Raw genomic sequence first — 20,192 nt, forward strand, 5'->3', positions numbered from 1 at the left:
CGGCCCCCACTGAAAGTTAGTCGGGTCCATACTGGATTAGCCCTCCTTGAGCACCCGCCGCCTATCAAGGCGGGAGGCAAATGGGTTAATTCAGTAATATAAAAGGAGGTTTAGTTCTATGGCAAGACCGCAACATGTTAGTTTAACGGAAGCCATCGGCCAAATCAAGGATGGAGATATGCTGACCTTTGGTGGCTTTACAGTCTGGCGCCGCCCTATGGCCGCCATTTACGAGATTATCCGCCAGAAGAAACGGAGTCTGCATTTGGTTGAAGTCAACGGCGGGACCCATGATGATATGCTGGTGGGAGCCGGCTGTGTCGGGGTATGGGAATCCTGCTGGAGCGGACATGAACTTTATGGCAAATTAGGGGGCAATCTGGCCCGTAAAATCGAAAATAAAGAAATTTTATATGAAGACTGGTCCCATATTCATGCTTTATACCGCTTAGCCGCCGCGGCTAAGGGAGTTCCTTTCCTGCCCACTTATTCGGCCATAGGCTGCGATATGCTCAATCCTGAGAATGATAACCTGGGCAAAGCAGGGCTCCGGGACGGCTCCAACCGCCATATCGGCAAACATAAATTTATCACTTATAAAGAGCCCTTTACGGATTCCGAAATCACCCTGATCCCAGCGGCCAGCCCTGATTGGTGCATCACCCATGTCCAGATGGTCGGGGAGGAAGGAACCGTCCGGGTGGATGGCTTAAGATTCAGCGACGAAGAAGCCATCAAAGCCTCAAAGCACAATATCATTATCGCCGAGCAAGTTGTTCCTGAGGAGTATCTGCGGCGTGAACCAACCCGCAATATGCTTCCCGGCTATTTCGTGGATTATATCGTCGAATTGCCCTGGGGCGCTCATCCCACCGGCTTATACGGCGCCTATGAGCCTGATGGTCCTTTTATCAATGACTTCTTTAAGTCTACCCGTACTCAGGAAGGCTTCGACCAATGGGCTGAAGAGTGGATCTTCGGGGTTAAAGATTTCGGGGAATATTTAAGCAAGCTGGGGATTACACGACTGGAAAACCTGCGGGCCAACCCTGCTTTAGGTTATTCTTCAAAATTAAAAAGGGGGTAAGGGCATGGAAAGCAAGAAAGAACATTCAAAGATCGGAGAATTTAAACCCATGGATCTCCTGGCCTGTGCAGCTGCGCGGGAGGTCAGGGATGGGGAAGTTGTTTTTGCCGGCACAGGACTGCCCATGCTGGCCATCATGTTGGCTCAAAAAACCCAAGCGCCTACAGCGGTTTGTATCTATGAATCCGGTTCAATCGATGGCCGTCCTATTGATTTACCCACTTCGGTCGCCGATGCCCGCTGCAGCTATCAGGCTGCTGTGGCCGACGGCCTGATGGATGCCTTCAGCCAGCTTCAATCAGGGAGAGTCGACCTGGCTTACCTGGGTGGAGCCGAGGTGGACATGTACGGGAATGTCAACACAACCTTCATGGGCGGCCCCGCCGGCAAACGCCTCACCGGCAGCGGAGGAAATACGGATATCCATTCCCTGGCCAGAAGAAGTGTGCTGATTATGCCTCAGATCAATCAAAAACGCCGCTTTGTGGAAAAGGTCAGCTATATCACTTCACCGGGATGGAAATTTCCCCATGGACCCAATCGGGAATGGGTCCCCAAGCAAGAAGTATATGGCTCCGCCTTCAGAGGCGGCCCGGCAGCCGTTATCTCCGATATGGGGATTTATCGCTTCGATGAAAACGGCGAACTATATCTTGATACTGTTCATCCCGGATTTTCAGCGGAAGATTGCCGCGATAACTGCTGTTTTGATCTGAATATCTCCAAAGTCAAGGGCGAGACACCCACTCCGACTTATGAAGAATTGGAACTCCTTCACAAAGTGATTGACCCCGAAGGGATTATTATGAAGTAGACAAAAGACGGACTATCAGAGTAAAGCTGATGGCCCGTCTTTGTCTTTAACCCGTCATTGTCTTTAAAAGGTAGAGGGCACACGGCTTTGCGAAAGAAACAGAGTGTAGTGTTAAAGTACAACGTCAGATTTTGCAGTTTTCAAATGTAGTTACCTCACCGTTTTTGGCAACGGCTTTAGCGAAATCATAGTCTTTGGGCTTGCCGCTGAAATAATAGTTTATTACTCGTGTATTTGCAGCGTGAGTAACAATTAAGATATTCTTTCCTCTATGTTCTTCCATAATCATATCGCAAAAACTGCTGTTTCGTTTCGTAAAATCTTTGAAACTTTCCGTGCCCTTATCGCCGTTCATAGCTGCCTGCCAAAATAACTTCATTGCTTCCGCAGTTTCTGCTGTACCCTCAAATTCGCCGCAATTTATTTCGGCAAGTCTTTCATCAGATACAATTTGCCCTTTATAGATAATTTCGCAGGTTTGACGGGCCCGTTTTTGAGGACTACAAAAGCACTCATCAAAACTAACATTCTTCAAGTTTTCAGCTTGCTGTTTTGCCTGTGCTATTCCAGTTTGATTTAACTCGGTTTCCGTACAGCCGTTGAATTTCTTTAATAAGTTCCAATCGGTTTGACCCTGACGTACAAGGTATATCATAATTACATCCCCCCTTAATATAGATTCTGTTAAGAAGAGCCTCTGTGAGGAGTTTTTTCGTGTTTTTATATGAAATTGGGATTTTGTAGGTATAGAAAGTTCAAAGCTCATAAATTATAATGAGGGGAGGAGAATAGCTTATGCTCTTCTCAAGTTTTTTGTAAAGGATGATTCGATTGTCAAAGTTATACGCTATTTATACTCTCACCGGTAATGAGGAAAGATTCCTGGGGCAGGCCTATTTGACGGCCAAAGACCTGGAAGCCATTGAAGAAAGCTTTACCGGGACGCCTGAATCGGAGCATCATATTGCTCTTACCGACGGAGATCAGGTTAATGTTAATGCCATTGACTCCATCGAAGAGATTACCGACGACGGGGAAGAATAGGATAGAAGTAAAACTTAACGTGACAAAAGCCTGGGAGATGCACAAGTATCTTTCAGTTTTTTTATTTTCTAAAAGGAAGCTTGGAAAAAATGTGAAATTGCCAAATGGGGTAATAACAACGCTGCCACTAAATTAGCACGGTGTTGTTATTATGCTTACCTGAATTTAATATGATCCGCTGCACGTCTAAGCTGTTCATCGAGGACCTTGGCATAAATTCTTGTCGTCCTGGGGTCGCTGTGACCAAGAGCATCCTGAACGATGGCCAGATTTTCAGTTTCCCGGAGCAGGAGGGTGGCAAAGGTCGAACGCAGTTTATGAGCACTATAGCCCTCCGTATTATGGCCAAAGTTTTGCAGAATGGCCATATATTTTTTGATCAGATCCTGAATGGCACGCTTGCTCATGCGGTTGCCCTGGATAGAGAGGAACAAGGCCTCGGTATGCTGGAGCACATAGCGGGGACGTTCATTCTTGATATAATCCTGGATGGCTGTGGCCACTTCGGCGTTAAAATAGATATTGGTTTCTTTATTTCCTTTGCGAATGACGGCAAAACAGCCTTTATTAAAGTCGATGCTTTGTAAACTCAGGCCATATAGCTCACTTAAGCGCAATCCCGTACCGATGAAGGTCAGGAAGATGGCATAATCCCTTTTCTCTGTATAGAGATGATACTTAAGTTGGCCTTCACTTAAGCCGGTGCCAGTCTCAATAATATCCACCAAATCGGCGATCTGCTCCGGCTCAAGGGCTTTGGGGGCTTTCTGATTCTGAGAGATGGGATTGAGCTTTATGGTGATATCTTTTAAGATCAGATCCTCCCGCAATAAATATCGGTAAAAGGACTTGATCGCAGCTTGTTTGCGGGCTAAGGCTCTTACTCCGTTTTTTCTTTGGGTGCGGGCCCAATTTAAATAGGCTTCAACATCAGTATGTTGAACCTGCTGAAGGTGTCCGATGGTCAAGGCAGAAGGGGAGGGAGGAAAGCCCGGTTTGTAGTCACAAATAAATTGCAAAAAGAGCAAGAGTTCCTGGGCATAAGCTTTCTGAGTGTGGGGGGACCTGTTGATTACCCCCAGATGGTTGATGTATGTATAAGCATAAGAGGGGAGAGGGATATCAAAAATATTTGCCATGCTCATTCATCTCCAATTTAAATTCATCTTCAAATTAACTTGATAACTTTATCTTTGTAAGTCATATTTTAGAGGATAAAGGATGCAAAATCAACTCTGTATTAAAACGATATTTAGCGCAGAGTTAATTTTGAGGGCAGCTACCTGGAGTGCGATTATAAAAATAGTGCTAGTATGGATTGGGCAATTATGTTAATATCAAATAAATAGGAGGAATGAGCTGTGGATAAGCTTGATTTGATTCTCGAAAGATTAACATCAATGGATGACAGAATAACTTCAATGGACAGAGCCCTAAGGGCAGAAATGAAGTCCTTAAATGATAAGATTGAACTTGTTTCTGATGAAGTTCGTCGCGCTTCAGCAAAGGTGGATCATGTTTCGCAAATGCAAAAACTTACTTGGGAAGCTATAAAGGATTTAGACAAGGAAGTCATCAGACACAACGATGAAATTCAGGTTATTGATAGCAAAATTAAAGCCTTGTAAATGTAATCCATATCCGGCCCGGAGATCCCTGACCGGTTTTCTTTTTAGAATTATTACTTTACATAATATCTATTATAGGACTCAAAATAAAAAAATAAAGACCTTCCCTTTCTGAGTTCCTCACTGCCATTTGGGAAGGTCTTTAAATACACCATATATAAGCCACTGAGCTCCGAGTTAAACTAAATATTTTCGTTTTTAATTTTAAACGTTTTTATGGGTTGTTTAGTTCTAATATCTTCAGTGTTGATTATAATTTCCTCAATTTCAATACCCGCAAAATCGGCTGTCGATTCTATACACTGACAGCAATTATCACAGATTTTTTCACTGTTTAATTCACAGCGGTCACATTCACCGCATTCGCTGCAAAGTCGATTCTCCAGAACACAAGGTTCACCGTATTGTTTCATGATTCAGCACTCCAATGTTTAATAAACTGACCCTAGTCATCTTAGACTACGGTACGAAAAATCCTGGTATATTATAAAACGCATCCGGACTGCTTAAAATATTTTTTAAAGCCGACCGTGTTCGTATCTTAGCCATTCCTTGGTCCAATAGCTCAACAGTATCCGTATAACGCTGCTTGCTGCCTAATAAGACCAACAAAAGGTCGCCATCCTCACTTGTGACATATGTTACAAGGCACTGGCCGGCTTCGGTTGTGGTCCCTGTTTTAAGCCCCTGATCTCCCGGATAAATACCTAAAAGTTGATTCGTATTGGAGATTTCCCGGATCTGCTTCCAACCGTTGGCATCGGTCCATTCTACCGATGCCTTTTTTTGATTGATATAATCCATGAGTACAGGGGTTTCCGTTACCTTTGCAGCAATAATGGCTAAATCTTTGGCAGTAGTATATTGATCTTCTGCCGGCATACCATCGGCTGTTTTAAACTGACTATCCTTACAACCGAGTTCAGCGGCATAACTGTTCATGGCCTGAATAAACTGCTCCTTAGTGCCATAAGCTGCCACAGCTAAAGCATTGGCGGCGTCATTGGCACTGAATACATACATTGCCGTAAATAAGTCCTTGACAAGTATCTTATCCCCAGGCTTAAAGCCAAGAACAGAGCCTTCTACCTTAACTTCCTCTCCTAAGATAATGAGCTCGTCCGCTTGAAGCTTTTCATGAACAAGAAGCCCGGTTAAAAGTTTTACTGTGCTGGCAGGTGCCCGGTGTGTATCCCCGTTTTTCTCCAGAAGCCTCTCCCCTGTTTGCAAGTTAAGCATAAGATAGCTGGAGTCTTCAGGAGGCATAAATTGATTAGCGTCCACTTGACTCAGGGACGTCTTGGTCAGGTTGAGGCTGCTCTTTCCGGCACCTTTGTCAAGAGATGCCCCTTTATCCGGATTCTCTTGACCGTTTAAGAGATTAGAACTTAGAGTATGAAGAGTACTCGCTAAATCCGTTCGATCCAACAAGCCTGGAAAAAAGGTTAAAACGATTGCCCCTGTCATAATCATCGTTAAAAACGTAAGGAAAACTCTTTTCCTTGATTTTTTACTCATATCTTGCCTTCTTTATAAGGTGATAAGATCTACTGAATTCAATAAGGTTACTGAATTCCTTTCTCTACTCCGGGACAATATCGACCTCTATATATAATAATGAATTTTAGCCCTAAGGGCAAGCCCATCATGAAATTACCAACCAATTGGCAATTTGGTTGGTAATAGGGTCATTCTGCTTCTAACTCTGACTTTGCTGCCAGATATATAGGAAAGGATAAGGATTCACCCACTCGCCATTAGGAAGTTCAATACCAAAGTGCAGATGATCCGGAGTTGTCAGAGCATCCCCCGTATGTCCCAATGTCCCCAAAAAATCCCCTTTCCTAACTTCTTGGCCTTCCTGGAGTTGAGGGTTTATGGTGTTTAGATGAGCATAGTAATAATAGTTGCCATCCTCTCCCCTAACCCCTACCCGTTCTCCACCAAGGCGATTCCAGCCCAGCTTCTCAACTTTGCCGTTGCCAACACTGATGATGGGAATGCCTTCTGCACCAAAAATGTCCGTTCCCTCATGTCTGCGTACTCCACCCTCCCGGTCTGCCCCAAAGGTATCCATGTACCAGACCTGACCTATCACCGGAAAAGCAAAACGGCCCGGCTCATAAAAGGGATAAGTTAAAAGAATCTGCCTCCGCCCAAGGATTTGTTGAACAACATCTTCACTAATTTGGATTTCCGTGTTTTTCCAAACAATATCTTGAAGCGCTATGCCCTGTTGGAGCTGTTGGATGAGGTAATGCTCTTCATCTATTTCAACGCTGCTTCGTATGGCTATTAAATCCGCCCAAGCCCCGGGGGAAATCCTCTCCCCTTCTTTCTGACATTGCAACACAAGTTCGGCAGGCAGATTCGTGAGATAAGGATAGATATCAGCGGAGATCTTAGGCGGTTTATGAATGCCCTTCCAGGCGACCGCGCTGATCAGGATTACCGCAAGCAGCTTCAGGAACAAAGTCCAGTGCTTTTGTCTCGGTTTAAAGCCTTTGCGCATCCTCATTTCCCTCTCCCCTCTCTACAATGCATAATATGGGGGGAAAGGCCGGATTAGAAGTATAACCAGTGCCCTGTCAACCTTAAAATTACAATATAATGGCGAGCCAATTTACAGCAAGACAAGGCGGAGGATTGAGGCAAACCGAGGGTATGGCGATTGACGACAACGCAGTATTGCTGTAAATTGGCCGCCAGGATATATAAGGTTTAGGGTCGACAGGGCACTAGGGCTGATGCTGATTTTTTGAGATAGGAGTATAGATTACTTGACCGGTTTGTATAGTGGTATCTGTGAGCTGATTGTACTCCATAATTTTAAGAACAAGCGTACGGGTATCGATTTGCAGGTCGGAGTTCTCAGCTAAGGACCAAAGAGTGTCCCCGGATTGAACGATTTGTGGCTGGAAAGCAAGGTCCTCTACCCTGCTGTTTGCCTGGCTCCAGTCCCAGAAGAACCAGCCCATACTGCCAAAGACCATGAGGAAAAGCAGCATATAAGAACACAGCTGCCTTTGCAGTTGTTTCATTCGATAATTCCGATAGTTTCTATAATGGCCTCTGTAGTTCCGGACGGAAGAAGAACAAGCACTCATATTAATCCCCCTCTATGTTCCCGTTAAAACTAAATAAATACGAACATCAGTTCCTGAGAACAGTATACGGAAACCGGGAAGATTCGTCAATACTTTTTCGAACATTTGTTTGCACATAAGAATATTTAATGCTAAAATAGGTTTAGAACATATGAAAGGGGGAAATTTGGTGTATCCAGATTTATCGCAAAGACAGACCGATATCTTGGAGTATATTAAACGGGTTATTCGAGAAAAGGGTTATCCCCCCTCTGTCCGCGAAATAGGCGATGCCGTTGGCTTGATGTCCAGTTCCACTGTTCACGGGCATTTGCAGACCATTGAGGAAAAGGGGTACATACGCCGCGATCCCACAAAACCTCGCGCCATTGAGATATTAGACAGCTCCAGTGATGCTAATGAGAAAAAGACTGTTTTTGTCCCCATTATTGGCAGAGTAACCGCCGGGCAGCCTATTTTAGCCCAGGAGAATATCGAAGATACGTTCCCGCTTCCTATTGATGTGGTTAACTCAGATACAGTGTTCATGTTGAGAGTCAAAGGCGAAAGTATGATTGATGCGGGAATTATGGATGGGGACCTTATTTTAGTACGCCAGCAAAAAGTGGCCCGTAATGGCGAGATCGTCGTGGCCATGATTGATGAAGAAGCTACGGTAAAACGGTTCTACAAGGAAAAAACACTGATTCGCCTGCAACCTGAAAATCCTTATATGGAGCCTATCTACTCTCAGGATGTCACCATCTTGGGCAAAGTTATTGGGGTATTTCGTATTTTACACTGATTTATAAAGTACAGGGCAGCCAAAGCAGACCTCCATTCCACACTGATGTGGGTGGATGCCTGCTTTTCTTATTATAAAAATACAAATGTCAGACAGGATTTTTATGGTAGAATGGATTTATTGTTATGTATACTGCAAAACGTGAGGTGAAGAAATCGTGACAGACAAAAAAATCATAGTACAATTTACGACGCTGACATTTTGCATAGCTTATCTTGTGTCGGGTGCTTTGATTGCGCTTGGGCAATTCGGATATTCGGTTCACAATTGGGTTCACTCGTTACAGGAATTTGGGATGAATATTCCTTTTGCAATCTATATTTTGTCGCCCGCTATTGCCTCATATATCGTTCTGAAGAAAAATAACAAAATAGCAGATCTTAAGGAATGGTTGAAAACCGTTTTTTACGCCAAAAATAATATCTCTCTCTATTTGTACGTTGTTGCAGGGCTTGCACTGTATTTTTTGATACATCTTGCAGTTTCAGGCCGTACGGAAATGGTGCTGCCATTTTATACGTTCTTCCTTGCCCTGCCTGGTAATCTTATTATCGGTGGCTTAGAGGAAGCTGGCTGGATGTACATATTGCAGCCTGAGCTTGACAAAAAATATGGCTTTGTTTTATCTTCTGTCTTTGTTGGCATCATTTGGACTTTATGGCATATCCCTCTCTTCTTCATTCCGGGGACGAATCACGGCGAGGGACTCATTAACTTTTGGATGTTTGCAGTTCAACTCATGGCCTTTCGGTTTTTCAACGGGGCAATCTATAAAATATCAGGAAAAGGCCGTGTGTTTATGTGCGTATTATTCCACACCATATTCAATGCGGCATCCCCCCTCTTTGGCACCATGACGATGACTTGGGCGGGAACAATTGCCGCAAATGCTGTGATTGTTCTTGTTTCAATGGTAACCGTTATGATATACGACCAAAAGAGCAGGCGAATAGTATAAAAAGCCCTGAACTCCGCTGACTAAACGGCTTTCAGGGCTGTGTACCGATATACTAACGGGATATTTTCCGGGAACGGCTGTCTCTGAAGCGCTGGAAGCCCAGTTCGATCAACTGGGTGATCAATTCAGTGTAAGGAATGCCGCTGGCTTCCCAAAGCTTGGGGTACATAGAGATCTGAGTGAACCCCGGCATGGTATTGATTTCGTTGATGTAGATCTGACTGCCTTCTGTAACAAAGAAATCCACCCGGCTTAAGCCGCAGGCTTCGACGGCTTTGAAGGCAGCAACAGCTTTTTCCTGCAAACTCCTGACAACCTCGGGAGCCAAAGGAGCGGGAATCACCAGCTGAGAGCCGGCGTCGATGTATTTGGCTTCATAATCATAGAAATCCTTGGCGGGAAGAATCTCTCCCGGAACACTGGCTTGGGCATCCTCATTGCCCAGGACGCTCAGCTCAATCTCACGACCTACGATGTTTTGCTCGATGACAATTTTGCGATCGTATTCCGCGGCGAGTTGGAGGGCCTGGATGAGCTCCTCTCTGTCCCGTGCTTTGGAAATACCCACACTGGAGCCTAAATTAGCAGGCTTGACAAAGCAAGGATAGCCCAGCGAGTGTTCAATATTATCAAGCAGTTGCTCCATCGGTTTCTGGAGCATGGTTCTAAGTACGGTAAGATAAGGGGCTTGGGGCAGGCCCGCTTCAGTAAAAACTGCTTTCATACGGTCTTTATCCATACCCAGAGCGGAGCCGAGCACCCCGGAACCGGCGTAAGGAACATTAGCCATTTCAAACAAGCCCTGGATGGTCCCATCCTCTCCAAAGGGTCCGTGAAGAACGGGAAAAATCAAAGCAAACTTGCCTTCTTGAGGAAGGGAACTGCCGTCTAAGGCGATAAAGCGGGGGTTCGTAGGATCGTGGGCAAGAATGACAGGAATACCCTGTAGTGTGGGGTCTTGCTGCCATTGTTCAGGACGTATTCCCCAATGCCATTGGCCGTTTTTGGCAATGCCAATCGTCTCTACAGCATACTTTTCTTGATCAATGGCCTTAAGTACAGAACTGGCAGAGTTCAGGGAAACCTCATGTTCTCCGGATTGACCTCCGAAGAGAATAATAATCTTTTGCCGTGTCATTGGCGTACCCATCCTCTCTATTCTATTTAGTTAGAAAATAGCCCAGAAAACCTGAAAACAGTGCTTGGGTGTACGGATGTACATAAAGCTGCACAAGCCAAGCAACAGGTCTACTCTATACTATATGCACAGGGGTGAAAAGGCTGCCTAAATCAATCGATAGTTCCAATATGGTTAAGCGGCCAATAACGAAATAAGGTCATTCCGGAGATGTTTTCAATCGGCAGGAAGCCCCATTCCCGGGAATCGGCACTGCTATTGCGGTTATCTCCCATAACAAAAACAGAACCTTCCGGAACTACTAAAGGCTCAAGATTTTTAATTTGAGGCTCCATAACGTATGGCTCTTCCACCTCCTGGCCATTGATATAGGTCTTATGATCCTTGATCTCAATGGTATCCCCCGGCAAAGCAATCAAACGTTTGATAAAATCGTCGGAAGAGTGGGCGCTGGAAGGCGGATGGAAAACAATGATATCCCCTCGTTCAAAATCACCAAAATGCTTAAAAAAGAACTTATCGACAATAATCCGGTCCTGGAGCTGAATCGTCGGCAGCATGGAGCCGGTGGGAACTAACCTGGCCTCCAGCACAAAGGTGCGGATGACCCAGGATAGGGCAAAGGCAATAATCACAATCTCGATGATTTCAATAATGGTTTTAAACATACTCTTCGCTTTTATTTTGATATCTTGTTCTTTGATATCTTGTTCGTTTTCCATGGTGTGCACCTCACTTTAGTAATCCCTGTTCCCAAAGTTTTTGAGCCGCTAATAGATTGCCAAACTTAATATAATTCATGGAAACCCCGCCTTGCTGATAAGCGATAAAGGGGTCACGCATAGGGCCGTCCGCGGAGAACTCGCTGGTCGCGCCTTGGATAAAGGTTCCCCCGGCCATAATGACTTCATCTTCATACCCCGGCATTCCCGAGGGAATGGGCAGGACATGGCTGTCAACAGGCGAGCCCTTCTGGAAACCCTGACAAAAAGCAATCATCGCCTCCCGGGAATTGAGTTTAACAGCTTGAATCAGATCCGTCCGCGGGGTATCGGGAAGAGGATTGACTTCGAACCCTAAGGCCTGCCAAAAGGCAGCGGAAAAAATCGCTCCCCGAATCGCCTCACTTACGGTCAAAGGACTGAAGAACAGCCCTTGGTAGAACTGCAGCTGCCAGCTGAGGGTCGCCCCCACCTCTCCGCCAATCCCCGGAGCAGTTAAGCGGCAGGCGGCTTTCGCAACAAGCTCTTGTTTGCCGGCAATATATCCTCCTGTAGGAGCTAAACTCCCCCCTAGGTTTTTAATCAGGGATCCCGCCATGAGGTCGGCTCCCACATCCCCGGGTTCACATTTTTCCACAAGTTCACCGTAACAATTATCCACAAAAATAATCAGGTGAGGAAAATGCTCACGGACATAAGCCACAAAGGCGGCGATTTGCTCCATATGAAGGGAATTGCGCCAGGCATAACCCCGGGAACGCTGGAGAATAAGCATTTTTGTATTGGGCTTTATCCCTTGACTCACCAGAGCATACTGAACAGTTCCTTCTTCACTGAGAGGAACCGAGTCATAGGATACCCCAAAATCCTTAAGGCTCCCCTGCCCTGTTCCCCGGATGCCAATCACCTCTTCCAGTGTATCATAAGGATCTCCTGTAACGGAAATAAAATGATCACCGGGCCGGAGAGCACCGAATAAGGCTGTGGCAATGGCATGGGTTCCCGATACAAATTGTCCCCGCACCAAAGCGGCTTCCGTGCCCAGGATGCGGGCCATCACCCGATCCAGAGTTTCTCTGCCGCTGTCCCCCAGGCCATAGCCTGTAGTGCCCTGTAAATGATAGGTGCTTACCCTTTCTTCCTGAAAAGCTGCCAGGACTTTGGCATGATTATATTCGGCAATATCAAGAACAGGCTTTTCCTGCAGCTTTAAAAGCTGCTCGGCCTGATTTTTCGCCTCGATAATTTTACTGGGCAGATGATCCAAAAACAATGATGAAACCTCCTCGCTGTATCCACTTCCTTAATATAGCTTCCCTAATATAGCGCCACGTCCCCATTCCGCCCCCGCGGCAGTCTGAATTTCCAGCTGCTGCGTTGTCGCCGAGCCGTGTGTCGCCCATGGACGCAGCACCACTGCGCCTCACTTTTCCGCCTTACAGACTAAAGCCTGCCACTGCACTAGAGAAGTTCAAGAACTTTATTCCAGACAGGAGTCAGTGAAGTGTTGGCAATAAGGGACACCGGTATGGGATGAGACAGCTCTTGAGCCAAGCGGCTTAAATCGGAAGGATGATCCAGCTGATCGATTTTATTCAGTAAGGTAAGACGTGGTTTATGATGACACTCCAACTGCTCCAGAATGTTATGGACCGTATCGGCGCGCTCCAGAGCTCTGGAGTGGCTGGCATCCAGAACATGAATTAAAACATCGGCATTCTGCACCTCTTCAAGAGTAGCAAGAAAAGCGTGAAGAAGCTGATGGGGCAATTTCTGAATAAAGCCTACCGTATCACTAAGCAATATCTCCGTCCGTTGATCCAGGCGTATCCCGCGTACGATGGGATCAAGAGTGGCAAAGAGCTTGTCCTCTCCTTTAACACTCTCCCCCTTGGAACGGGTCTGCTCCATAGCTTTTTGCAAAAAGGTGGTCTTCCCCGCATTGGTATAACCGACTAAAGCGATAAGAGGGATGCCGCTTTTTTCTCTTTGCCGCCGCTGGGTCGTACGGGTCTTGCGGATTTCACCCAGTTCATTTTCCAAGAGATTAATTTTCTTTCTTACCCGCCGCTTATCCATTTCCAGTTTGGATTCTCCGGGACCACGGGTTCCTACTCCCCCGCCCAGCCGGGAAAGACTGAGTCCCTGACCGGTTAAACGAGGCAGCAGATGCTTAAGCTGGGCCAATTCCACCTGAAGCTTACCTTCTCTTGATTTGGCCCGCTGGGCAAAGATATCCAGGATCAAAGTGGTGCGGTCCAGCACCTTAACTCCGGTAGCCTGCTCCAGAGTCCGCAGTTGTACGGGCAAAAGCTCATCGTCACAGATCAGAACATTGGCGCCGCTGTTTTGCAAGTGTTGGGTCATCTCCTGCAGCTTGCCCTTGCCCAGGTAACTCACCGGGCTCCCGTACCGTTTGGGCTGAAGAAGCTGTCCCACCACCTCAACGCCTGAAGAGTGAGCAAGTTCGGTCAGCTCAGTCAGCAGCTCAAGTCCCAGCTCCTCTTCCTCCAAAGCGACCAGAAAGGCCTTCTCCTGTTCCGAGACCTTGAGGCTTGGGCTGGCGGGGCGCAAGCGATAATCGTTAACTGCCCCGTCGTAGGAAAAATTCGCAAATTCCTTAGGGTTTAGGGCCAGGATTTGATAGCCTGAATCTCCTGAAAAGGCGATTTCAACGCCGGTAATCTGTCCATTGCTGACCCCGATACTGCACATGCTTTCCAGCCCGGCAGAACTCAGGGCGCTCAGATCCATAGAACTGAGCTGAGGATTGCCGCTGGGATGGGTATGGAGACAACGCAAACGCCCCGCTTGCCGGGCTGGCAGAGGGGGCAGTTTAACTGCTGCATGCTGTCCGACGGCCACAGCACTGACCATTCCCGAGCGATTGATATAAAGAGCGATTTCTTTATTCCAAAGGCTGGTCAGACGACAAATTCCCATTAATAAATCATCATGGATAAGCTCCGGACGATCCGTCCGGAGCGAAGTCAAATCCTTGAGTTCTTTGAGCTGGGTTCCGCGGATCCCAGAGATATCACCCAAAATATCCATTTGAACCTCCGCTGTATATGTCACTGTCCGTTACTTTAAGTCATCGTCATCCAGATTTAAATCACAGGGCAGAATCCCCATAAGTTCTTCACGGGATGAGGTGGGTTTGGCATAGAGCCGTACGGCCTGTTTGCGAATAGCTTTCTCAACCATATTGCGTACTAAACGGGCATTACCTGCATAAGGATGGGAATTCAGCACTCCCTGCATCATGAACCGGAAAACATCACGGGCTTCAGAGGTGAACTGATATTGGCGTGTTTTGAGCATGGAATCGCCGATACTCAGCAGCTCTTCAATGGAATAGTCGGGAAAATCAATATGGATGGGAAAGCGGGATCTTAAGCCGGGATTGGTCTGTAAAAACCATTCCATCTCGTGTTTATAACCGGCCAGGATCAGAATAAGCTCATTTTTATGATCCTCCATAGCCTTCACCAAGGCATCGATCGCTTCCTTACCAAAATCCTTTTCCCCGCCCCGGGCTAAAGAATAGGCTTCGTCGATAAAGAGAATCCCTCCCAAAGCCTTTTTAACCATGTCCCGGGTCTTTTGTGCCGTATGACCTATGTATTCCCCCACTAAGTCCGCTCTCTCACACTCAATAATATGCCCTTTTTGCAGAACATCCATTTCCTTAAAGAGTCTGCCGATTAAACGGGCCACCGTGGTTTTGCCTGTTCCCGGATTGCCCCGGAAAATCATATGGAGAACCAAGGGCTCCGCCACTAATTTTTCCCGTGTTCTTCTCTTTTGGATCTCTATGTAAGCCTGAATCTCGTGGATGAGACGTTTGACTGTGCTTAAGCCAACAAGGGCATTGAGTTCAGCGATAATCTCAGCCATGGTACCGTTTTCCGATGAATGATGAGCAGCCTTGCGTCCACGGGATAATTCAGAAGATGAATCCACGATGGCCGCATTTCTCTCAGTCCGTGGTGTTTGGACGATCGGAGCCTGATTCTTTTCACTCGGAAAGGTAATGCGTATTCCCATAAGATGTGACACCTCCCGTCTTTACTACTATACGCAGCAAGACGGGAAAGGTGCCTTAATTATTAGCTCATTTTGCGCTGTTGGAGGCCAGGGATTTAGCATAGCGGACACGGGCATTCTTGTCGAGGTGCTTTTTCCGCAAGCGAACGCTCTTCGGTGTGATCTCCACCAGCTCATCATCATCAATATATTCCAAGGCCTGCTCCAAGGTAAAGACTTTTGCTTTCTCTAAACGAAGGGCTTCCTCAGAGTTGCTGGCACGCATATTGGTAACATGTTTTTTTCTGGCCACATTGACTTCGATGTCCTGTTCCCGGTTGCTTTCCCCCACAATCATGCCTTCATAAATCTTGGTACCGGGGTCAATAAAGATGATGCCCCGTTCTTGAGCGGAATGCAGCCCATAGGTTGTCGCCTCGCCGGTCTCAAACGCGATCAAAACCCCCCGGCTTCTACCCGGTATTTCGCCTTTATAGGGCTCATAACCGTGGAAAACATGGCTCATGATCCCTTCCCCCCGGGTTTCGGTCAGGAAATCCCCCCGAAAGCCGATCAGCCCCCGAGCGGGAACTTTGAATTCCACCCGCATCTGGGTCTGGGAAATATGGGCCATATTGATCATTTCCGCTTTCCGTTTCCCCAGCAATTCAATGACCGTTCCCATAGCGGTTTCCGGAATATCACAGATAAGATACTCAATCGGTTCACATTTCTCCCCGTCAATCATCTTATAGATCACCTCGGGCTTGGAAACCTGAAGCTCATAGCCTTCCCTGCGCATATTCTCAATTAAAATGGATAGATGGAGCTCCCCCCGGCCGGATACCTTAAAGGAATCGGCCGAATCTGTTTCTTCCACACGAAGGCTCACATTGGTCTCGATCTCTTTGAATAAGCGCTCCCTTAATTTACGGGAGGTTACAAATTCCCCTTCCAGTCCGGCAAAAGGGCTGTTATTAACAATAAAATTCATATTCAAAGTGGGTTCATCCACTTCAATCACCGGCAGAGCTTCCGGATTATTGGCATCGGCTACGGTTTCCCCGATATTGGCAGTGGTCAAGCCGGTAAGGGCCACGATCTCTCCAGCCTCTGCCTCGGGCACATCGATACGTTTCAACCCTTCATAGGTATAGACCTTGCCGATTTTAGCCCGCTCCAAAACACCATCCCGTTTGATCAGGGTGATACTTTCTCCCTGGTGGACCTTGCCGCGGACAATGCGGCCGATCACGATCTTGCCTACATAGTCGTCATAATCAAGGGTCGTAACCAGGAGCTGCAGAGGGGCTTCCACATCCACATTGGGAGCGGGAATATGCTCCAGCACCACACTGAAAAGGGGTTCCAGGCTATCGGTGAGTTGGTCGGGATCCAGTCCGGCCAACCCATCCCGGGCCGAAGCGTAGACCACGGGAAAATCCAGTTGCTCCTCATCGGCACCTAATTCGATAAATAAGTCCAGGACCTCATCCACCACTTCAGCAGGACGAGCATCAGGACGGTCAATCTTATTAATCACGACGATGGGAACAAGCTTCAGCTCCAAAGCTTTTCTTAACACAAAGCGTGTTTGGGGCATGGGCCCTTCAAAGGAATCCACAATCAGGAGCACCCCGTTCACCATCTTCAAGACCCGTTCCACTTCACCGCCAAAATCGGCATGACCTGGTGTATCCACAATATTGATTTTTGTATCCAACCAATTAACCGCTGTATTCTTGGAGAGAATAGTAATCCCTCTCTCCCGTTCCAGGTCATTGGAGTCCATAACCCGCTCCATAACATTTTGATTGGCGCGGAAGGTTCCGCTTTGTCTGAGCATTGCATCAACTAGGGTTGTTTTGCCATGGTCAACGTGAGCGATGATGGCGATATTACGAATATTCATTGATTTCATTAAGAATTTCCCTTTCATGAATAAATTACACTATCCTTAAATATACCATGCCTTTATTATCTCTACAATAAATTATTTTTAGTTATATTTTCCGCGTTAGGCTGAAGCTGACAGTGAAAAAAGGTCTGAAAGCTCGGTTCGCTGGGCCGGAGTCTCCAGGATTTTGCTTTACTACCGGTCGCTCAATAAGCTGCGCGGACAAAACTAACGCTCAAAGCTCTCCGCTCCGAAAGGTCCCCGGCTAAATCGGCTCCTGCCTCATAGCCGGTTGGAAACGTCCTGTTTCCAACCTTTCTCCGCTGCGTGCTTTTCGCGAAGTTTTGTTTCCGCTCTCTTAAACTCGCTCCCTTGTGTAAGGCAAAATCCTTGGGCTGCTTTTCGAGCCTGTGCATGCAGGGCGTTGTAGGAAATGTCGGGGAAGATCGCCTGACCTGAGCCGCTTTTTCCGTCTTTACCGACGCCGCTTAAGCGGCAAGGTCGGCGCCCCTGAGAAAGGCTATGAGGGCTAAGAAAGACCCTGAAGCTAAACCCAGGAAGTCCCCGCAAAAGGCCCCGGAACCCCAAAGAAAAACCTAAAGAGACCTGCAAGACGTAGCTTTAGGCACAAAAGCGAAACGGATTTAGCGGAGGGGCGGTCGGGTGAACGAGGCTTTCTTAACTTAGCGGAGCCACGGTTCACCTCAGGTATTACCCAGAGGTTTGGCGGAGCTGTTAAGAAAGCGAGTTGGCCAGCCCTGGAGCTATGGAGTTCGCGTTGTGCGTAAAGCTACGCGACCCGAGCAATGCTTTCTATGCTTCAGATACCGCTTAACCCACCGCCAGCAAACCTGAAACACGAAAAAAGCCTGATGGGAATCAGGCTTTGTATATTGACCTTATTCTTAACGTTCCTCTGCCGAGGCCTGGGAAGCAGCGACCAAATTAATAGGACGAAGCGGCATGACGGTTGAAATAGCATGTTTGTAGACCATTTGCTGTTTACCTTCGAATTCAATGACCACTGTAAAATTATCAAATCCGCGGACCAGACCTTTTAATTGAAAGCCATTCACTAAGTAAATCGTGACCGGCATATTCTCTTTTCGGACTTGGTTTAAAAAGGTATCCTGTAAATTGATGGGCGCTTTATTCATTTTTTTCCCTCCACCACCATCTATTTCTATTTTCCTATTCTACACGACTTTCCATCCCACTGCAAGTGCCAATCAAAGATTCAAGAATATTTGTCAAATTCCCGCTGTAAGTATCATACCAAACCACCCGCGGATCCCTGCGGAACCAAGTGAGCTGACGCTTGGCAAAATGCCGGGTATCCCTTTGAAAAATTCTCATCATCTCCGGAAGGGTTACCTTACCATAAAGATAGAGTAAAGCGTGCCGGTAACCAATGCTTTGCAAAGGCTTAAGTTTTGGGGAATAGCCTTCTTTGATTAAATTGTGGGTTTCCTCGATCAGCCCCGCGGCCACCATCTGTTCACAACGGCGATTGATGCGCTCATAAATGATTTCCCTTGGTGCAGTTAGTCCTACATAGAGAAGCGAAGGTGGCAAAGGCGGATAATTCATGTCTTGATTGCCGCGGATTTCGGAAAAGGGCTTACCGGTTAATTGACACATTTCCAGGGCCCGGATAATCCGGACCGTATCATTGAGATGGAGACGCTGGGCACTGAGAGGATCCCTTTTGGCCAGCTCCCGGTGCAGAGCCTCTTTCCCTTGTTCAGAGAGAAAGGCGGTCCAGAAGCTGCGGATAGACTCTGAGCCGTGCTCGGCAAATTGGAAAGGGTCGATTAAAGAGCGGATGTAAAGACCTGTCCCGCCGACAACAATCGGCACCTTGCCCCGGCTTTGGATATCCTGGATAGATTGATTGGCCAAAGTCTGGAACTGAGCCACTGTGAATGGTTCAGCCGGATCCAAAGCGTCCAGCAGATAATGGGGTACATTGCCTTGTTCGGCCAAAGTTGGCTTGGCTGACCCAATATCCAGTTTGCGATAGACCTGAACGGAGTCCCCGGAGATAATCTCACCCTGGAGAGCTTGGGCAAGGGCAACCCCAAGAGCTGTCTTGCCTACGGCTGTAGGTCCTACAATGATGATCAAGGGTTTCATGAACCGGCTCCTTCTTTGTGGATTATCCCATAGTCTACATGACTATAGTTCCCCCCTTCTTGAATTGCAAACCCTAAGCGGCTGAATTCCCGGCTTGCTTTCCGCTCTTTCAGCACCACCCGTCTTTTGGCTACACGGCAGGCTTCGACAACAGTTTCACCCTGTAAGGAGCCCGAATTGGCAACCTCATGCAAAGGGCGGATGGAGGCGCTTTTTTCCCTGGTGTGGCGAAACATGGGGTCAAAGTAGACCACATCGGCAAAGGCGGTCGGATAGCCGGTCAGCAGTTCAAGATGGTTACCCCACAGAACCTCAATGCGCTGAGCCGCTTCAGCCAAGGCCTGCCAGGCTTTGACTTTGTCCGGGTTTTGGACGCGGGGATACTCCCCCTGCGCCAGGGACTTTAACCCGTCCTTCACCAGAGCTGCTAAAATGGGCGAATGTTCTATGCCGATGACCTTACCCTGAGCTCCGACTTGAGCAGCAGCTACCAAAGCATCCGTTCCCAAACCGAATGTGGCATCTAAAAAGACATCCCCTGCCTGGAGGTCAACGGCCTCCAGAAAACGATCCCCTTCTCCTCTAATGATTTGCATAACCCGCAGCAAGGCCATACTGGGATGAAAATGCAAAGGATGGTCCCCTGCTTCCAGATAGATTCCTTTGCGGGTAATGTGGAGGATCGGATAAGGCGGCTCCTCAACCGCCCCGGCCAGGGACTTCGGGGAGGAAGTCAGTAAGGTAATGCCGGGTTGTTCAGAAAACCAAAGAGATTTTTTCTGCAAATCCGGATCCCTGGGATGGGTGATGTTAACGATGACCGTCGCGTGGTTCATTGCCTGCTGCTC

At 47.3% G+C, this 20,192-nt stretch carries 21 protein-coding genes; 6 read left to right on the forward strand and 15 right to left on the reverse strand.

Annotated features, from left to right (window positions below):
• Window positions 1-118: 118 nt before the first annotated feature.
• The gene (locus BUA14_RS20755) at window positions 119-1,087 is read left to right on the forward strand and encodes a CoA transferase subunit A (RefSeq protein ID WP_072774347.1); all 969 of its coding nucleotides are present in this window, start codon (window positions 119-121) and stop codon (window positions 1,085-1,087) included.
• Window positions 1,088-1,091: 4 nt separating this feature from the next.
• On the forward strand, window positions 1,092-1,901 hold the full coding sequence (locus BUA14_RS20760) for a CoA-transferase subunit beta (RefSeq protein ID WP_072774348.1): 810 nt from the start codon (window positions 1,092-1,094) through the stop codon (window positions 1,899-1,901).
• A 124-nt stretch (window positions 1,902-2,025) separates the two neighbouring features.
• Here the strand turns inward: BUA14_RS20760 and BUA14_RS20765 are convergent, their stop codons facing one another.
• A complete protein-coding gene (locus BUA14_RS20765; protein WP_072774349.1) occupies window positions 2,026-2,556 on the reverse strand; it encodes a histidine phosphatase family protein in 531 nt (176 codons plus the stop codon).
• Window positions 2,557-2,723: 167 nt separating this feature from the next.
• On the opposite strand from BUA14_RS20765, the gene BUA14_RS20770 reads away from it, so the two are divergent.
• Complete coding sequence (locus tag BUA14_RS20770) at window positions 2,724-2,945, forward strand: hypothetical protein (protein ID WP_242954709.1); 222 nt, start codon at window positions 2,724-2,726, stop codon at window positions 2,943-2,945.
• A 155-nt stretch (window positions 2,946-3,100) separates the two neighbouring features.
• Here BUA14_RS20770 and BUA14_RS20775 read toward each other — a convergent pair whose 3' ends face one another.
• Window positions 3,101-4,084 carry a tyrosine-type recombinase/integrase gene (locus BUA14_RS20775; RefSeq protein WP_072774351.1) on the reverse strand — a complete coding sequence of 328 codons (984 nt, stop codon included), beginning with the start codon at window positions 4,082-4,084 and terminating at the stop codon, window positions 3,101-3,103.
• 222 nt (window positions 4,085-4,306) lie between these two features.
• Here BUA14_RS20775 and BUA14_RS20780 point away from each other — a divergent pair, with 222 nt between their 5' ends.
• Window positions 4,307-4,573 carry a hypothetical protein gene (locus BUA14_RS20780; protein ID WP_242954710.1) on the forward strand — a complete coding sequence of 89 codons (267 nt, stop codon included), beginning with the start codon at window positions 4,307-4,309 and terminating at the stop codon, window positions 4,571-4,573.
• 182 nt (window positions 4,574-4,755) lie between these two features.
• On the opposite strand, the gene BUA14_RS20785 is transcribed toward BUA14_RS20780, so the two are convergent.
• The 4 genes from BUA14_RS20785 to BUA14_RS20800 all read right to left on the reverse strand — a co-directional run bounded on the left by BUA14_RS20785 (window position 4,756) and on the right by BUA14_RS20800 (window position 7,680).
• Window positions 4,756-4,986 (reverse strand): hypothetical protein, encoded by a 231-nt coding sequence (locus BUA14_RS20785; RefSeq protein ID WP_072774352.1) that lies wholly within the window; start codon window positions 4,984-4,986, stop codon window positions 4,756-4,758.
• A gap of 46 nt (window positions 4,987-5,032) precedes the next feature.
• A complete protein-coding gene (locus BUA14_RS20790; protein ID WP_072774353.1) occupies window positions 5,033-6,091 on the reverse strand; it encodes a D-alanyl-D-alanine carboxypeptidase family protein in 1,059 nt (352 codons plus the stop codon).
• Window positions 6,092-6,272: 181 nt separating this feature from the next.
• Window positions 6,273-7,091, reverse strand: a complete 819-nt coding sequence (locus BUA14_RS20795; protein ID WP_072774354.1) for a M23 family metallopeptidase — start codon at window positions 7,089-7,091, stop codon at window positions 6,273-6,275.
• A 220-nt stretch (window positions 7,092-7,311) separates the two neighbouring features.
• Window positions 7,312-7,680, reverse strand: a complete 369-nt coding sequence (locus tag BUA14_RS20800) for a LysM peptidoglycan-binding domain-containing protein (protein WP_072774355.1) — start codon at window positions 7,678-7,680, stop codon at window positions 7,312-7,314.
• Window positions 7,681-7,849: 169 nt separating this feature from the next.
• Here BUA14_RS20800 and lexA point away from each other — a divergent pair, with 169 nt between their 5' ends.
• The gene (gene lexA / locus BUA14_RS20805) at window positions 7,850-8,464 is read left to right on the forward strand and encodes a transcriptional repressor LexA (RefSeq protein WP_072774356.1); all 615 of its coding nucleotides are present in this window, start codon (window positions 7,850-7,852) and stop codon (window positions 8,462-8,464) included.
• Window positions 8,465-8,621: 157 nt separating this feature from the next.
• On the forward strand, window positions 8,622-9,422 hold the full coding sequence (locus BUA14_RS20810; protein WP_072774357.1) for a CPBP family intramembrane glutamic endopeptidase: 801 nt from the start codon (window positions 8,622-8,624) through the stop codon (window positions 9,420-9,422).
• Window positions 9,423-9,474: 52 nt separating this feature from the next.
• On the opposite strand, the gene BUA14_RS20815 is transcribed toward BUA14_RS20810, so the two are convergent.
• From BUA14_RS20815 to BUA14_RS20860, 9 genes are all read right to left on the reverse strand, one after another.
• The gene (locus BUA14_RS20815; protein ID WP_072774358.1) at window positions 9,475-10,560 is read right to left on the reverse strand and encodes a D-alanine--D-alanine ligase; all 1,086 of its coding nucleotides are present in this window, start codon (window positions 10,558-10,560) and stop codon (window positions 9,475-9,477) included.
• 152 nt (window positions 10,561-10,712) lie between these two features.
• Window positions 10,713-11,282 carry a signal peptidase I gene (gene lepB, locus BUA14_RS20820; protein WP_072774359.1) on the reverse strand — a complete coding sequence of 190 codons (570 nt, stop codon included), beginning with the start codon at window positions 11,280-11,282 and terminating at the stop codon, window positions 10,713-10,715.
• Window positions 11,283-11,292: 10 nt separating this feature from the next.
• Window positions 11,293-12,555, reverse strand: coding sequence for a methionine gamma-lyase family protein (locus tag BUA14_RS20825; protein WP_072774360.1), 1,263 nt, complete (start codon window positions 12,553-12,555; stop codon window positions 11,293-11,295).
• A 188-nt stretch (window positions 12,556-12,743) separates the two neighbouring features.
• Window positions 12,744-14,336, reverse strand: a complete 1,593-nt coding sequence (hflX, locus tag BUA14_RS20830; RefSeq protein ID WP_072774361.1) for a GTPase HflX — start codon at window positions 14,334-14,336, stop codon at window positions 12,744-12,746.
• A gap of 30 nt (window positions 14,337-14,366) precedes the next feature.
• A complete protein-coding gene (locus BUA14_RS20835; protein ID WP_072774362.1) occupies window positions 14,367-15,332 on the reverse strand; it encodes an AAA family ATPase in 966 nt (321 codons plus the stop codon).
• Window positions 15,333-15,399: 67 nt separating this feature from the next.
• On the reverse strand, window positions 15,400-17,232 hold the full coding sequence (typA, locus tag BUA14_RS20840) for a translational GTPase TypA (protein WP_072774363.1): 1,833 nt from the start codon (window positions 17,230-17,232) through the stop codon (window positions 15,400-15,402).
• A gap of 881 nt (window positions 17,233-18,113) precedes the next feature.
• A complete protein-coding gene (gene hfq, locus BUA14_RS20850; RefSeq protein ID WP_005811582.1) occupies window positions 18,114-18,365 on the reverse strand; it encodes an RNA chaperone Hfq in 252 nt (83 codons plus the stop codon).
• Between the two features lie 34 nt (window positions 18,366-18,399).
• Complete coding sequence (gene miaA, locus BUA14_RS20855) at window positions 18,400-19,344, reverse strand: tRNA (adenosine(37)-N6)-dimethylallyltransferase MiaA (RefSeq protein WP_072774364.1); 945 nt, start codon at window positions 19,342-19,344, stop codon at window positions 18,400-18,402.
• Complete coding sequence (locus BUA14_RS20860; RefSeq protein ID WP_072774365.1) at window positions 19,341-20,180, reverse strand: class I SAM-dependent methyltransferase; 840 nt, start codon at window positions 20,178-20,180, stop codon at window positions 19,341-19,343. Before BUA14_RS20860 ends, miaA begins: the two co-directional genes overlap by 4 nt.
• Between the last annotated feature and the right edge of the window lie 12 nt (window positions 20,181-20,192).

The organism is Desulfitobacterium chlororespirans DSM 11544 (assembly GCF_900143285.1).
GTDB classification, from domain to species: domain Bacteria; phylum Bacillota; class Desulfitobacteriia; order Desulfitobacteriales; family Desulfitobacteriaceae; genus Desulfitobacterium; species Desulfitobacterium chlororespirans.

Bases quoted from the DNA above. Each gene is read 5' to 3' on its own strand.
- lepB (WP_072774359.1), bottom strand. From the start codon at position 11,282: ATGGAAAACGAACAAGATATCAAAGAACAAGATATCAAAATAAAAGCG.
- BUA14_RS20755 (WP_072774347.1), top strand. From the start codon at position 119: ATGGCAAGACCGCAACATGTTAGTTTAACGGAAGCCATCGGCCAAATC.
- BUA14_RS20770 (WP_242954709.1), top strand. From the start codon at position 2,724: ATGATTCGATTGTCAAAGTTATACGCTATTTATACTCTCACCGGTAAT.
- miaA (WP_072774364.1), bottom strand. From the start codon at position 19,344: ATGAAACCCTTGATCATCATTGTAGGACCTACAGCCGTAGGCAAGACA.
- BUA14_RS20785 (WP_072774352.1), bottom strand. From the start codon at position 4,986: ATGAAACAATACGGTGAACCTTGTGTTCTGGAGAATCGACTTTGCAGC.
- BUA14_RS20760 (WP_072774348.1), top strand. From the start codon at position 1,092: ATGGAAAGCAAGAAAGAACATTCAAAGATCGGAGAATTTAAACCCATG.
- hflX (WP_072774361.1), bottom strand. From the start codon at position 14,336: ATGGATATTTTGGGTGATATCTCTGGGATCCGCGGAACCCAGCTCAAA.
- BUA14_RS20860 (WP_072774365.1), bottom strand. From the start codon at position 20,180: ATGAACCACGCGACGGTCATCGTTAACATCACCCATCCCAGGGATCCG.
- BUA14_RS20815 (WP_072774358.1), bottom strand. From the start codon at position 10,560: ATGACACGGCAAAAGATTATTATTCTCTTCGGAGGTCAATCCGGAGAA.
- BUA14_RS20795 (WP_072774354.1), bottom strand. From the start codon at position 7,091: ATGAGGATGCGCAAAGGCTTTAAACCGAGACAAAAGCACTGGACTTTG.
- hfq (WP_005811582.1), bottom strand. From the start codon at position 18,365: ATGAATAAAGCGCCCATCAATTTACAGGATACCTTTTTAAACCAAGTC.
- BUA14_RS20835 (WP_072774362.1), bottom strand. From the start codon at position 15,332: ATGGGAATACGCATTACCTTTCCGAGTGAAAAGAATCAGGCTCCGATC.
- BUA14_RS20790 (WP_072774353.1), bottom strand. From the start codon at position 6,091: ATGAGTAAAAAATCAAGGAAAAGAGTTTTCCTTACGTTTTTAACGATG.
- BUA14_RS20765 (WP_072774349.1), bottom strand. From the start codon at position 2,556: ATGATATACCTTGTACGTCAGGGTCAAACCGATTGGAACTTATTAAAG.
- BUA14_RS20775 (WP_072774351.1), bottom strand. From the start codon at position 4,084: ATGGCAAATATTTTTGATATCCCTCTCCCCTCTTATGCTTATACATAC.
- typA (WP_072774363.1), bottom strand. From the start codon at position 17,232: ATGAAATCAATGAATATTCGTAATATCGCCATCATCGCTCACGTTGAC.
- BUA14_RS20800 (WP_072774355.1), bottom strand. From the start codon at position 7,680: ATGAGTGCTTGTTCTTCTTCCGTCCGGAACTACAGAGGCCATTATAGA.